Origin of the sequence: Streptomyces griseoflavus (genome assembly GCF_014649995.1) — a bacterium.
GTDB classification, from domain to species: Bacteria; Actinomycetota; Actinomycetes; order Streptomycetales; family Streptomycetaceae; genus Streptomyces; species Streptomyces griseoflavus.
Map to the genome: position 1 here is coordinate 81,368 of NZ_BMUC01000003.1, position 12,454 is coordinate 93,821.

Below are 12,454 nucleotides of genomic sequence, written 5' to 3' on the forward strand. Positions count from 1 at the left end.
CGTCGGAATCCGGCCCCGGGTGTCAGCCCTGCTGGAACAGTTCCGCGGGCAGGGGCTTGAGGAGGGCGTACAGGTCGTCGGTGATGGGGCGGTCCCAGGCGGCGATGGTCACCAGGACGTTGTCGCTGCGGTCGAACTGCACACAGGAGATCCGGCCCTCGGACAGCTTGACGCGGCGCACGATCAGCAGGTTGTCGCCCTGCATCACCGGCACGTCCTCGGTGCCGACGACGGTCACCTCCTCGTCGTTCTCCAGCGCCAGCAGCAGCTGCCCGACCTCGAAGGGGACCTCACCCTCGGGGACCTCCCGGGCCGGGGAGCCCTCGGGCAGATTGCCGATGATCATCGCCGGGCCGCGGCCGCCGAACAGGTCGTACCGCAGGAAGACACCCTGGCAGCTTCCGTCGGGGGCGGGCAGCAGCCCGGCGCCCAGATTGCCGGGCCAGTCGCCCGGGTCCATGGCCAGAACGTCGAAGTCGGGCCCGGCGGGCGTGGCACTGCGGCGGCGGAGGAACGACATGCCGCCATGGTACGTGCCCGGACCGGCATGCGGACGCTCGGGCGAGGCCCGTGGGTCTACCCCGCCCGCCGGTGCCGCTCGTGGTGGCGGGCCACCCGGGCGCGGTTGCCGCAGGACGGCTTGCACCACTCCTGACGCGGGTGTTCCTTGAGGAAGTAGCGCACACAGCGCGGGGCGTGGCAGGCGCGCAGCCGCTCCCGCTCGGGGCTCGCGAGGAACCCGATGGCGGCCCGCGCCAGCACCGCGGTCAGGTGGTCCCCGCCGTCCGGGACGGGCCGGCGCCGTACGACGGGGTCCCCGCCCTCGTCCCAGGTGAGGACCGGGACGGTGGGGGTGCGGGCGGCCGCCTCGTTCACGCGCCGCAGCGCCTCGGGGACGGTCAGGAGGCGGGCGCTGTCCGCGGGGCCGGGCGGCGCGGGACGGACGGCGTGGGCGAACAGGGTTCGCACGGCGCCGCGCAGGTCGCGGACGGCGGTGAGGCCGTGGGGGTCGGCCGTGTAGCGCGCGGTGGCGGCGAGCGTGCGGGGGTGCGCGTGGACCCAGGCGGTGAGGGCGGCGGGGTCGGTCAGGTCGTCGGCGACTCCGCCGGCGCCGTCGTGGCGGATGGTGAGGACGAGGTCCAGCGCGAGCTGGGCGTCCCTGCTGATCGGGTCCCGCATGCACCCGATGATAGAGGCGCGCCCTCACCCCCCGACCGCCCCCTCACCGGCGGTACGGGCCGTCCCGGCGTGGGGACGTGCCCGGTCACGAGCCCTCCGCCGGACTCGGCGGGACCACCGCCACCGGGCTCTCCGCGTGGAGCAGGACCGCCTGGGTGACGGACCCCATCATCCGGGCGGGCGCCAGCAGACGGCGCCGGTGTCGTCCCACGATCACCAGCTCCGCGTCCCGGGACGCCTCGACCAGGTGGCCCGCGGCATCCCCCGGCAGCACCACGACCTCGGCCGTGACACCGGGGTGCCGTCCCCGGTGCGGTGCGAGGAACCCGTCGGCGAGGATCCTCGTCTCGTGTTCGACCGCGTCCTGGTCGATGTGCGGGGGCGGCAACTCCCCCGGCAGCATCCAGGTCTGCAGCGGCCACGGATAGGCGACGACGATCCGCAGCCGGCCACCGCGCAGCGCGGCCTCGGCGAAGGCGAAGCCGAGCGTGGCCTCGTCGGGGCTGTCGGCGTTCATGCCGGCCACCACGGGCCGGCCGGGCCGGACGGGCGCCCCGTCGTCGTCCGGTCCCGGGCGGGGCACCACGACGACGGGGCACTCGGCGTCCCGGGCCGCCGCCAGCGAATTGGAGCCGAGCAGCAGACTCGCGAAACCACCGCGCCCCCGCGAGCCGAGCACCAGCAGTCCGGCCGTCGCCCCCATCTCGGGCAGCAACGCGCCGGGCGCCCCCTCCAGGGCGACGTACTCGACGGCCGGGAGGGCGTCCTGCTTCGCCAGGTGTGCGCGCACCTGGTGGAGGACCGGGTCCTCGTCGGGGTCGGCGACCGCCGGCGCCTCGGGCTGCGCCCAGGGGGCGTACTGGCGCACGTGCGCGATCCGCAGCGGGGCCTCGCGCCGGCGGGCGGCGTCGAGGGCCCACTCCAGGGCACGCAGGCTGTCTTCCGAACCGTCGACCGCCGCGACGACCGGCTGGGTACTCATCATTGCTCGCCTCCGGAGTACGGACCTTCGCCTTCCGCGGGCCAGCCTGACTCAGGCACGGCCCGGTTTCGGCACTTCAGCTCGCGTGTCCGGAAAAACGCGCGGAACACGTCCCGCGGTGGCCGCGGCTCACGTCAGGTCGAACTCCCCTTCCCGGGCCCCGGACACGAACGCGCCCCATTCGGCGGGGGTGAAGATCAGGGAAGGGCTCTCCGGGCGGCCACTGTTGCGCATGGCGATGAATCCCTCCACGAAGGCGATCTGGACATCCCCCCTGCCTCGACTGCTGGACTGCCACTGCGCGTTGCTCAGGTCCAGGTCCGGCTTGTCCCAGCCCGTGAGCGGGCGCTGCTGGGTGGTGCTCTCGGCCACGTCCGTGCTCCTCCCGATTCGTCGTCCGCGGTCAGCCTAGCGACCGGGTCCGGCCGCCGACAGGCCGTGGAGGAAGTACCGGTGGGCGGCGGGGGCGCGGCGAGGGCCCCACGGCCGCCGCGCGGAAAAGGCCGGGGTCACGCTCTTGCCCCGGGTGCCGGTGGCCTGACTTACTGATGCCGGAGGATCGACCGAATGATCGGTCGTCCGGATCGGAGCGACTGCGAGGTGCGGGTGTGATGACGGACGTGGCGGAGCGGCTCGACCCCGAGGGCCTGCGGACGCTCCAGCTGGAACGGCTGCGGGCCTCACTGCGGCACGCGTACGACCACGTGCCGTTCTACCGGAAGTCCTTCGACGACGCGGGCGTCCGGCCGGAGGACTGCCGCTCCCTGGCCGATCTGGCGCGCTTCCCGTTCACCACCAAGGCGGACCTGCGGGACCACTACCCGTACGGGATGTTCGCCGTGCCGCGCGACCGGGTCCGCCGTATCCACGCCTCCAGCGGCACCACCGGCCGCCCCACGGTGGTCGGTTACACGGAGGGCGACCTGTCCCTGTGGGCGGACCTGGTCGCCCGCTCGATCCGGGCGGCGGGCGGCCGGCCGGGCGACGTGCTCCACGTGGCGTACGGGTACGGCCTGTTCACCGGCGGTCTGGGCGCCCACTACGGCGCCGAGCGGCTCGGCTGCACGGTGGTCCCGGCGTCCGGTGGCATGACGTCCCGGCAGGTCACACTGATCCAGGACCTGAAACCGTCGGTCATCATGGTGACACCGTCCTACATGCTCACCCTGCTCGACGAGTTCGAGCGGCAGGGTGTCGATCCGCGCTCGACGTCCCTGCGCGTGGGCATCTTCGGGGCCGAGCCGTGGACGGAGCGGATGCGGCAGGAGATCGAGGAGCGGTGCGCGATCGACGCGGTCGACATATACGGGCTGTCGGAGGTGATCGGTCCGGGTGTCGCGCAGGAGTGCGTGGAGACCAAGGACGGACTGCACATCTGGGAGGACCACTTCTTCCCGGAGGTCGTCGACCCGCTCACCGGTGAGGTCCTCCCCGACGGGGAGCGGGGCGAGCTGGTCCTCACCTCGCTCACCAAGGAGGCGATGCCCGTCGTGCGGTACCGGACGCGGGACCTGACCCGGCTGCTGCCGGGCACCGCCCGGGTGTTCCGGCGGATGGAGAAGGTCACCGGGCGCAGCGACGACATGGTGATCCTGCGCGGGGTGAATCTCTTCCCGACGCAGATCGAGGAGATCGTGCTGCGCACCCCGGGCGTGGCACCCCACTTCCAGCTGCGCCTCACCACGCGCGGCCGTCTGGACGCGCTCACGGTCCGTGCGGAGGCCCGTCCCGGCGCGGACCAGGTGACGCGGGACGCGGCCGCGCGGTCCATCGTGGCGGCGGTGAAGGACGTCATCGGGGTCTCGGTGGACGTGGAGATCGTCGACCCGGAGACGGTGGAGCGGTCGATGGGGAAGATCCGCCGGATCGTGGATCTGCGGGAGCGGGAGTGAGGAGCGGGCGGGCCACCCGTCGGCCACGATCCGTTCGACCGCGGCCCGCACCAGCCCGTCGCGCTCTTCCGGCGTGAAGACGCCGGGCAGGGTGAGCTGTTCGACGATCAGCCAGTTGAGCGTGAGGTGGAGCAGCCTGACGGCCATCGCGTCACCGGGGAGACCGGAGCCCTCGTGGTGGCGGACGTTGGCCTCCATGTCGGCCCTGACCCGTTCGGTGAGCACCTGGCGCAGTCCGGGCCGGCGGGTGGCTTCCAGCCGGAGTTCGAGAAGGGCGAGACAGCCGGTGCGGAACGAGGCGGTACGGCTGACCAGTTCGCGCATCAGCGTCGCCTAGACCTGCCGGCCGGGGCACCTCGGGCGGCCACGCGCGTCCCATTGACACCGGCCGCCCATGACAGGAAAGTTTCACCCGCACGGCGGTCCTCGAAAAATTCCTTCAGCCCTCGCGCGGGGGCCCGACACGGGAGGAACCTGATGGCGGACGAAGGGGCGAGAGGCATCACCCGGCGTCAACTGGGCGCGGGCACACTGGCCCTGGGGGGCGCGCTGGCGTTCGCGGCCCTGCCGGCCGACCCCGCGTCGGCGGCCGCACCCGCACGGGGCGGCGGGCCGGCCCTGCGGCACGGATCGGCGCGCCGCGCCGGCCTGCTGTCCGCCCCGCTGCGGCAACTGGTCACCGACGCCGAGGCGTTCCTCGCCCCCTCCCCCGAGCACCCCTGGTACGCGGGGGCGGTGCTGCTCGCCGGGCGCGGCGGCACCGTCGCGCTGCACCGGCCCATCGGCATGGCGGTGCGCTACCGGGCGTACGACGAGGAGACCGACAGCGGTGTGGAGTTCCCGCCGGACCAGCAGATCCCGATGGCCGAGGACACCGTCTTCGACCTGGCGTCGGTGTCGAAGCTGTTCACCTCGATCCTCGCCGTGCAGCAGATCGAACGGGGCCGGCTGGAACTGGAGGCGACCGTCGCCTCGTACCTCCCGGACTTCGGCCGCGCGGGCAAGCAGGACATGACGCTCCGTCACCTGCTGACCCACACGTCGGGTTTCCGCGCCTGGATCCCGCTGTACGACGCGCCCACGTACGAGGAGAAGGTGCGGCTCGTCCTCGACGAGGCGCCGACCGGTCCGCCCGGGACGGTGTACCGCTACTCGGACCTCAACCTGATCTCGCTGCAACTGGTCCTGGAGCAGGTCACCGGCCGCCCCCTCGACGTCCTCCTGCGCGAGGAGATCACCGGCCCGCTGGGCATGCGCAGCACCCGTTACAACCCTCCCGCCTCCTGGAAGCCCCGGATCGCCGCAACCGAGGACGCCCGCAGACCGTGGTCCGGCCTGGACCGGGGGCTGGTGTGGGGTGAGGTGCACGACGAGAACGCCCACAGCCTGGGCGGGGTCGCCGGCCACGCGGGGGTGTTCTCCGACGCCTGGGACCTGGCGGTCCTCGGCCGGACCCTCCTCAACGGCGGTGCCTACGGCCGGGCGCGGATCCTGGCGCGGGAGTCCGTGGAACTGATGTTCACGGACTTCAACACCGCCTTTCCCGGCGACGGGCACGGCCTGGGCTTCGAGCTCCACCAGCACTGGTACATGGGCGCGATGGCCACCCCGCGCACGGCCGGCCACACCGGCTTCACCGGAACGTCCCTGGTGCTGGACCCGACGACCGACTCGTTCCTCGTGGTGCTGGGCAACTCCGTCCACCCGGTGCGCGGCTGGCGTTCCGGTTCGGCACCCCGGGTGGCCGCGGCGAACCAGTTGGCCCGCGCCGTGCCGGTCCGGCCGGCCCGGGGCCGCACCGCGTGGTTCTCGGGGATGGCGAGTGCGGCCACGGCCACGCTCACCCTGCCCGCGCTGGACACCTCCCCGGGCGGGGCCCGGTTGCGCTGCCCGCTGTGGTGGGACACGGAGCCCCGCGCCGACGTCCTCGCCCTGGAGGCGTCCACGGACGGCGGCGCCGGCTGGCAGCCGGTGCCGTTCACCACCGTGCGCCGCGACGCCGGACCGGAGACGCACCCGTCGGGCACGGCCACCGGCTGGTCCGGGCGGGTCTGGCACGAACTGACCGCCGCCCTGCCCGCCGCACGGGACCTCACCCTGCGCTGGCGGTACACGACGGACCGGCTGTACGTCGGACGCGGCGCCTACGTCGGCACCCTGCGCGTCGAGGGCCCCGGCGGCCGGCTGTTCGACGAGACGCGCCCGGCCGACGCGGCGCGTGTGCGGGCGCGGGGGTGGACGCGGTCGGCCGACTGACCCGGCTCCGTCAGACCCGCCCCGCCTCCAGGACCGCCATGGCCGCGTTGTGTCCCGGTACGCCGCTCACCCCGCCGCCCCGCACCGCGCCCGCGCCGCACAGCAGGACGTTGGCGTGCCGGGTCTCCACGCCCCAGCGTCCGGTGCCCTCCTGGGCGTGGGGCCAGGAGAGCTCGCGGTGGAAGATGTTGCCGCCGGGCAGCCCGAGGTCGCGTTCCAGGTCCAGCGGGGACCTGGCCTCCAGGCACGGGCGTCCGTCGGCGTCGGTGGCCAGGCAGCCGGCGAGGGGTTCGGCCAGGTGGGCGTCGAGCTGGGCGAGGGTCGACGTCAGCAGTTCCTCGCGCACGGCCTCGTTGTCCCGTTCGAACAGCCGCGCGGGGGTGTGCAGTCCGAACAGGGTGAGTGTGTGGTGGCCCCGCGCGGCCAGGTCCGGGCCGAGGATCGTCGGGTCGGTGAGGGAGTGGCAGTAGATCTCGGAGGGCGGTGCGGCGGGCAGCTCACCGGCGGCGGCCTGGGCGTGGGCGGCGGCGAGCTGCCCGTACCCCTCGGCGATGTGGAAGGTGCCGGCGAACGCCTCTCGCGGGTCGACGGAGCTGTCGCGGAGCCTGGGCAGCCGCTCCAGCAGCATGTTCACCTTGAGCTGGGCGCCCTCGGCCGGCGGCGGGGGCGTGTCGCCGGTCAGTCGTGCGAGCTCCCGCGGGGAGGCGTTGACCAGGACGTGCCGCGCGCCGACGACGCCCTCACCGGCCGCGGTGCGGTGGGTGACCTCGGCCGTGCGGCCGTCGGTGTCGACGCGCACCGCCTCGTGGCCGGTGGCGAGGACCGCCCCGGCGGCGCGGGCCGCGTCGGCCAGCGCGTCGGTCAGGGCGCCCATGCCGCCGACCGGCACGTCCCAGGCACCGGTCCCGCCGCCGATGACGTGGTAGAGGAAGCAGCGGTTCTGCGCGAGCGAGGGTTCGTGGGCGTCGGCGAAGGTGCCGATGAGGGCGTCGGTGAGGACGACGCCGCGCACCAGGTCGTCGGCGAAGCGTTCCTCGATCGCGATGCCGAGGGGTTCCTCGAAGAGGATCCGCCAGGCCTCCTCGTCGTCGACGGTGCGGCGCAGTTCCTCGCGGGTGGGCAGGGGTGCGGTGAGGGTGGGGAAGACGCGGCGGGCGACGCGGCCGGTCATGTCGTAGAAGCGCTGCCAGGCCCGGTACTCGCGGTCGGAGCCGGTGAGCCGGGCGAACGCCTCGCGGGTGCGCCGCTCGCCGCCGCCGACGAGCAGCCCTGTGTGCCGCCCGCCGCGTTCGGTGGGGGTGTACGAGGAGATGGTGCGGGTGCGCAGCCGGACGTCGAGCTCCAGATCCTGGACGATCTTCCGGGGCAGCAGGCTGACCAGGTACGAGTACCGGGAGAGCCGTGCGTCGACGCCGGCGAACGGGCGGGTGGAGACCGCCGCGCCGCCGGTGTGGTCCAGCCGCTCCAGCACCAGTACGGAGCGCCCGGCCCGGGCGAGGTAGGCGGCGGCGACGAGGCCGTTGTGGCCTGCGCCGACGATGACGGCGTCGTACGTCCGGGGTCCCTCGGCTGCGTTCATGGTCCTTCGTAACACGCGGTGATCCGCACCGGCCAGGCGCGGTGCCGTCACGCCCCTCCGGCCGCTCCGGGCCGACGCGGGGCCGCCACCCTGCGGTGCAGCTCGGCGGCCTCCTCGCCGCGGCCGAGCCGCTCCAGGCAGTGCGCCTCGTCGCTGCGGGCGGCGAGGGTGTCGGGGTGGTCCGCGCCGAGGATCCGCTCCCGGGCGTCGGCGACGTCCCGGTACTCGGCCAGGGCCTCCGCCCAGCGGCCCAGCCAGCCGAGGCCCACGGCGACCTCGCGGCGGCTGACGAGCGTGTCCGGATGGTCCGCGCCGAGGACCCGCTCGCGCAGCGCGCACACCTCGCGGGATTCGGCGAGGGCGTCCACCCAGCGGCCGAACCGGCCGAGGTTGACTCCGATGCCGTGCCGGGCACGCAGGGTCTCCGGGTGGGTGGGCCCCTGTACGCGGGTGCGGTCCTCGACGAGGCCGCGGTACAGGTCGAGGGCCTCACCGGTGCGGCCGAGCCGTCCCAGGCCGATGCCGATCTCGTAGCGGGCGGCGAGGGTGTCGGCGTGGTCGGGACCGAGGACGGCGGCCCGGGCCCCGGCGACCTCCCGGTAGGTCTCCAGGGCCTCCTCCCAGCGGCCCAGCCGGCCGAGGGTGTAGGCGACCTCGTGGCGGGTGACGAGGGTGTCGGGGTGCTCGGGTCCGAGAACCCCGGCGCGGGCCTCGGCCACCTCGCACGCCATCGCGTACGCGTCCTCCAGGCGGCCGAGCCGGCTGAGGTTGAAGGCGAGGTTGTGGCGGCAGCGCAGGGTGTCGGGGTGCTCGGGCCCCATGGTCCGCTCGCGGGCGGCGAGCACCGACAGGTAGACCTGGTGGGCGTCGAGGGACCGGCCCAGCTGGGCGAGGACGTACGCCATCTCCTGACGGGCCGCCAGGGTGTCGGGGTGGTCGGCGCCGAGCGCGCGGATACGGGCCCCGGCCACGTGCTTGTACGCGCGCAGGGCGTCGGCGGCGCGGCCGGTGCGGCTCAGGGCGAACGCGACCTCGTAGCGGCTGGCGAGGGTGTCGGGGTGTTCCGGGCCGAGGAGGTGCTCGCGTTCGGCGGCGACCGCGCGGTGCACCTCACCCGCCTCCGTCCAGCGGCCGAGGCGTCCCAGGCTCAGGCCCGCGCTGTGCCGCCCCGCCAGGGCGGTCAGCGCCTCGGCCGCCGGGGCCGGCCGCTCCTCGGTGACGGGCTGCGGCCGGGGACCGGTGTCGGGGCGGGCGATCCATTCGCCGGACAGGCCGGCGGCCGGGTCGGGGGGTGAGGTGGCGGGAGCGGCACCGGCGGCCTTGCGGCCGGTGGTCATGCCGCGCGTCCAGGACGGCAGGCGGCCCGCGCGGCCCGCCCGCGCGGGTTCCTCCACGCGCACCGTTCCGGCGGTCCCGCCGGCCTTCCCCGGCGGGCCGGTGAGGCCCGTCCCGGCCGCCACCACGGCGGGGGCGGACCGCAGCCCGCCGATCCGGTCGGCGAGTTCCCGGGCGCTGTCGGGCCGCGCACCGGGCTCCTTGGCCAGCAGGTCCAGGATGATCCGCTCCAGGCGCTCGGGCAGGTCGGCGCGGTGACCCCGCGGCGGCAGGGGCGGGGTGTCGCGGTGGCCGACGAGGATCGCCCAGGCGTCGTCGAGGTCGAACGGCGGTACCCCGGTGGCGATCTCGTAGAGCACACATCCGAAGGAGTACAGGTCGCTGCGCCGGTCGACCTCGGAGCCGCTGATCTGCTCGGGCGACATGTAGTGCGGGGTGCCCATGGCGACGCCGGTGCCGGTCAGCCGGGAGGTGAAGCCGATGTCGTGCCCGAGCCGGGCGATGCCGAAGTCGCAGATCTTCACCGTGCCGTCGTCCAGCCGCACGATGTTCGCGGGCTTCAGGTCACGGTGCACGATGCCCTGGTCGTGGGTGTGGGCGAGGGCCGCGGCGACCTGCCCGGCGATCTCCACCACCTCCTCGACCGGCAGCGGATGCTGTTTGTTGTCCTCCAGGAGCTGGCTGAGGTTGCGGCCCTGGAGCAGTTCCATCACCAGGTACAGCACGCCGTCGGACTCGCCGAAGTCGTGCACGACGGTGATCCCCCGGTGCTGCAGGGCCGCCGCCACCCGGGCCTCGCGCCGGAACCGCTCGCGCAGCACGCGGCCGAACGACTGGTCGTGCTGCGCCCCGACGGGCTTGAGGCACTTCACCGCGACGTGCCGGCCCAGTGACTCGTCCCGTGCCCGCCAGACCTCCCCCATGCCGCCGCGCCCGATCCGGTCGAGCAACCGGTACCGGCCGTGGATCAGCCTGCTGTCCCCCATCTCCTCCGCCCGCCCCCGTCGCAGTCCGCCGCGCCCTCCCCTGGCCCGTCCAGTATGGCGACAAGTCGCCCGGTTCTGTACGGTGCCGGACGCGTGGCCCCGGAACCCGGGGGCCGGTCAGGCGAGGGTGGCGAGGAACTCGGTGCAGGCCCGGGCGCAGGCGCGGCAGGCCTCAGCGGTCTCCTCCGCCCCGGCGTGCCCGTCGAACACCTGAGCGCTCTCCAGGCACATCTGCCGGCACCACTCGACCTGGACGCGGATGGTCTCCTCGTCCACCTGGTTCTGCTCGGACAGCACACGGCAGGTCGCGTCGCAGACCTCCGCGCACATGATGCCCTTGCGCCGTACCAGTTCCTGGTTCTCGGTTCCGTCGGGATCCACCAGACTGGCCCGCGTCGCGCAGGCCCGTGCGCACTCGGTGCAGGCCTGGGCGCAGGCGAACCGGTCCTCCAGGAACCGGAACAGCTCTTCCTGCGATGTCGTCGTCACAGAGCGCGGGTAGCCGCCGCCCCGGCGGCCAAACGTCGTTCGGCGCTCGGACGGCGCGGGCGTCGCCGCGGCGGGGCGAGCGGGTTCACGCCCGGGAGCGGGGGTACCCGCGAGCCATGACGAACACCTCATGGATGGAGACGGCAGACCTCGCGGCGAGCCGCGGCGCGCTCGGTATCGGCCTGGGCGCGGCGGCCCTGGTGGTGGTGGCCCTGCTGATCGGCATGTTCGCCTTCGGCAGCCGCCGGACCAGGAACAGCACGACACGCAGGCCCCGGCCCGAGGAACAGCCGCGGATGCCCGAGGGCGGACCGGTCCACGAGGTACGGGAGCGGCGCGAGCCGGACGAGGTGCCCAGAAGCGACGAGCGGCTGACGCCGCACGAGCTGAACGGCCACGGCAACGCCGGCAGCCGCGCCGGTGCCTCACAGGAACGGCCCCGCTGGGACGACGGCAGCAGCGGGTCGTTCGGCAGCGGCGGACCGGGCAGTCACTGACCGTTCCGCCCCCGCGGACACCACCGGGCCCCCGCGGGAGGGAGCCGGAAGGTGACCGCCCGCGGGCAGGCAGGACAGGGCGGGCCGTGCGCCCCATCGATCGCCGGAAGGCGGTCATGGGCGCACGGCCCGCCCTTTCGCATGTCCGGCAGTGAGGTGGATCACAGCCTTCGGGTGCATCGTTCCGCCGGGTCCCGAGTCTTTGTGTGGGTGTAAGGGGTTGTCGCAGGCGGGACGGTGGGGATGGAGCGGTTTCGGGCCGACGGCTTCGACGAGTTCGTGGCCGCGCGCTGGTCGGCGCTGCTCCATGTCGCGCGGCTGCTCACCGGCGGCGACCGCCAGCGTGCCGAGGACCTGGTCCAGGAGGCCCTGGTGAAGCTGTGGTTCGCGTGGCCGAGGGTCGCCGAGCAGGCACCGGAGGCGTATGTGCGCCAGGTGCTGGTGCGGATGGCGGCACGTTCGGCGCGCCGGCGCTGGTGGGGCGAACGCCCGGTGGGAGAGCTGCCCGACCGGGCCGGGCCGGGCGATGTGTCCGCGGCCGTCGCGGAACGCTCGCGGCTGGAGGCCGCGCTGGCCCTGCTGCCGCCGCGGCAGCGGGCCGCGGTGGTGCTGCGCTACTGCGAGGACCTGCCCGAAAGCCAGGTCGCCCGGGCCCTGGGCTGCCCGGTCGGCACGGCCCGCTCCCACGCCTCGCGCGGAGTGGCGCGGCTGCGGCAGATCCTGTCCGACTCCGTACGGCCCGTGGGATGAGGGGAGAAGCGATGGACGACTTCGAGCGCGAGCTGACGCGCATGATGCGCGACGGCCGGCGGCACGCCCCCTTCGAGCCCGGGCAGCGGGCCCGGCTGTACCAGGGGATCCGGGTGCGCCGCCGGTCGCGGGTGCTGTGGCGGGCCGGCGGCTCGGCCCTCGCCGTGGCCGGGCTGAGCATCGGACTGTCGCTGCTGCCCGGCACCGGCTCCCGCTCCCTGCCCGCCGACCGGCCGCCCCCGCCGGCGACGAGTCCGACGTCGCCCCCGCCGTCCCCGCTCCCGACGGCCACCGCCCCCAGCACCTCGCTCCCGCCCACGGGCGTGCCGGGGACCACGGCGCCCGGCTCCGGCGGCACACCCACCTTCCCCCCGTCCGGCACGCCCGGCGCGACCCCCTCGGCGACGGCCACTCCGTCCTCGCCGCCGCTCCCCACGCGGGCGCCGAGCACACCACCGTCCACCGAGGAGGCGGAGAGCCCTTCCACGACGGCCCGCAGCGGCTGACGC

12 protein-coding genes and 1 pseudogene are annotated in these 12,454 nt (G+C 74.6%); 5 read left to right on the top strand and 8 right to left on the bottom strand.

Features of this window, described 5'->3' with window-relative positions; genetic code table 11:
* Positions 1-22: 22 nt before the first annotated feature.
* The 4 genes from IE172_RS09010 to IE172_RS09025 form a co-directional block, all read right to left on the bottom strand.
* Positions 23-520 carry a glycosyltransferase family protein gene (locus tag IE172_RS09010; RefSeq protein WP_189558752.1) on the bottom strand — a complete coding sequence of 166 codons (498 nt, stop codon included), beginning with the start codon at positions 518-520 and terminating at the stop codon, positions 23-25.
* 56 nt (positions 521-576) lie between these two features.
* A complete protein-coding gene (locus tag IE172_RS09015; RefSeq protein ID WP_190096599.1) occupies positions 577-1,179 on the bottom strand; it encodes a CGNR zinc finger domain-containing protein in 603 nt (200 codons plus the stop codon).
* Positions 1,180-1,264: 85 nt separating this feature from the next.
* On the bottom strand, positions 1,265-2,161 hold the full coding sequence (locus IE172_RS09020; protein WP_190096600.1) for a universal stress protein: 897 nt from the start codon (positions 2,159-2,161) through the stop codon (positions 1,265-1,267).
* A gap of 129 nt (positions 2,162-2,290) precedes the next feature.
* On the bottom strand, positions 2,291-2,533 hold the full coding sequence (locus tag IE172_RS09025; protein ID WP_145870994.1) for a DUF397 domain-containing protein: 243 nt from the start codon (positions 2,531-2,533) through the stop codon (positions 2,291-2,293).
* Between the two features lie 239 nt (positions 2,534-2,772).
* Between IE172_RS09025 and paaK the strand changes: the two genes are divergently transcribed.
* Positions 2,773-4,053 (top strand): phenylacetate--CoA ligase PaaK, encoded by a 1,281-nt coding sequence (gene paaK, locus IE172_RS09030; RefSeq protein WP_190096601.1) that lies wholly within the window; start codon positions 2,773-2,775, stop codon positions 4,051-4,053.
* 21 nt (positions 4,054-4,074) lie between these two features.
* Here paaK and IE172_RS09035 read toward each other — a convergent pair.
* A pseudogene (locus IE172_RS09035) lies at positions 4,075-4,380 on the bottom strand (TetR/AcrR family transcriptional regulator); the annotation flags it as partial.
* Between the two features lie 150 nt (positions 4,381-4,530).
* Between IE172_RS09035 and IE172_RS09040 the strand changes: the two are divergent.
* The gene (locus IE172_RS09040; protein WP_190096602.1) at positions 4,531-6,309 is read left to right on the top strand and encodes a serine hydrolase domain-containing protein; all 1,779 of its coding nucleotides are present in this window, start codon (positions 4,531-4,533) and stop codon (positions 6,307-6,309) included.
* Positions 6,310-6,319: 10 nt separating this feature from the next.
* Here IE172_RS09040 and IE172_RS09045 read toward each other — a convergent pair whose 3' ends face one another.
* The 3 genes from IE172_RS09045 to IE172_RS09055 form a co-directional block, all read right to left on the bottom strand.
* Complete coding sequence (locus IE172_RS09045; RefSeq protein ID WP_190096603.1) at positions 6,320-7,888, bottom strand: phytoene desaturase family protein; 1,569 nt, start codon at positions 7,886-7,888, stop codon at positions 6,320-6,322.
* 47 nt (positions 7,889-7,935) lie between these two features.
* Complete coding sequence (locus IE172_RS09050; RefSeq protein WP_190096604.1) at positions 7,936-10,209, bottom strand: serine/threonine-protein kinase; 2,274 nt, start codon at positions 10,207-10,209, stop codon at positions 7,936-7,938.
* A 117-nt stretch (positions 10,210-10,326) separates the two neighbouring features.
* Entirely contained in the window at positions 10,327-10,698 is a 372-nt protein-coding gene (locus tag IE172_RS09055) for a four-helix bundle copper-binding protein (RefSeq protein ID WP_190096605.1), read from the bottom strand.
* Positions 10,699-10,814: 116 nt separating this feature from the next.
* Between IE172_RS09055 and IE172_RS09060 the strand changes: the two genes are divergently transcribed.
* From IE172_RS09060 to IE172_RS09070, 3 genes are all read left to right on the top strand, one after another.
* Positions 10,815-11,195 carry a DUF6479 family protein gene (locus IE172_RS09060; protein WP_190096606.1) on the top strand — a complete coding sequence of 127 codons (381 nt, stop codon included), beginning with the start codon at positions 10,815-10,817 and terminating at the stop codon, positions 11,193-11,195.
* A gap of 243 nt (positions 11,196-11,438) precedes the next feature.
* Positions 11,439-11,945, top strand: coding sequence for a SigE family RNA polymerase sigma factor (locus IE172_RS09065; RefSeq protein WP_190096607.1), 507 nt, complete (start codon positions 11,439-11,441; stop codon positions 11,943-11,945).
* Positions 11,946-11,956: 11 nt separating this feature from the next.
* The gene (locus IE172_RS09070; RefSeq protein ID WP_190096608.1) at positions 11,957-12,451 is read left to right on the top strand and encodes a superantigen-like protein SSL4; all 495 of its coding nucleotides are present in this window, start codon (positions 11,957-11,959) and stop codon (positions 12,449-12,451) included.
* The last annotated feature ends 3 nt before the right edge of the window (positions 12,452-12,454 follow it).

Bases quoted from the DNA above. Each gene is read 5' to 3' on its own strand.
- IE172_RS09010 (WP_189558752.1), bottom strand. From the start codon at position 520: ATGTCGTTCCTCCGCCGCCGCAGTGCCACGCCCGCCGGGCCCGACTTC.
- IE172_RS09015 (WP_190096599.1), bottom strand. From the start codon at position 1,179: ATGCGGGACCCGATCAGCAGGGACGCCCAGCTCGCGCTGGACCTCGTC.
- IE172_RS09020 (WP_190096600.1), bottom strand. From the start codon at position 2,161: ATGAGTACCCAGCCGGTCGTCGCGGCGGTCGACGGTTCGGAAGACAGC.
- paaK (WP_190096601.1), top strand. From the start codon at position 2,773: ATGACGGACGTGGCGGAGCGGCTCGACCCCGAGGGCCTGCGGACGCTC.
- IE172_RS09040 (WP_190096602.1), top strand. From the start codon at position 4,531: ATGGCGGACGAAGGGGCGAGAGGCATCACCCGGCGTCAACTGGGCGCG.
- IE172_RS09045 (WP_190096603.1), bottom strand. From the start codon at position 7,888: ATGAACGCAGCCGAGGGACCCCGGACGTACGACGCCGTCATCGTCGGC.
- IE172_RS09050 (WP_190096604.1), bottom strand. From the start codon at position 10,209: ATGGGGGACAGCAGGCTGATCCACGGCCGGTACCGGTTGCTCGACCGG.
- IE172_RS09060 (WP_190096606.1), top strand. From the start codon at position 10,815: ATGACGAACACCTCATGGATGGAGACGGCAGACCTCGCGGCGAGCCGC.
- IE172_RS09065 (WP_190096607.1), top strand. From the start codon at position 11,439: ATGGAGCGGTTTCGGGCCGACGGCTTCGACGAGTTCGTGGCCGCGCGC.
- IE172_RS09070 (WP_190096608.1), top strand. From the start codon at position 11,957: ATGGACGACTTCGAGCGCGAGCTGACGCGCATGATGCGCGACGGCCGG.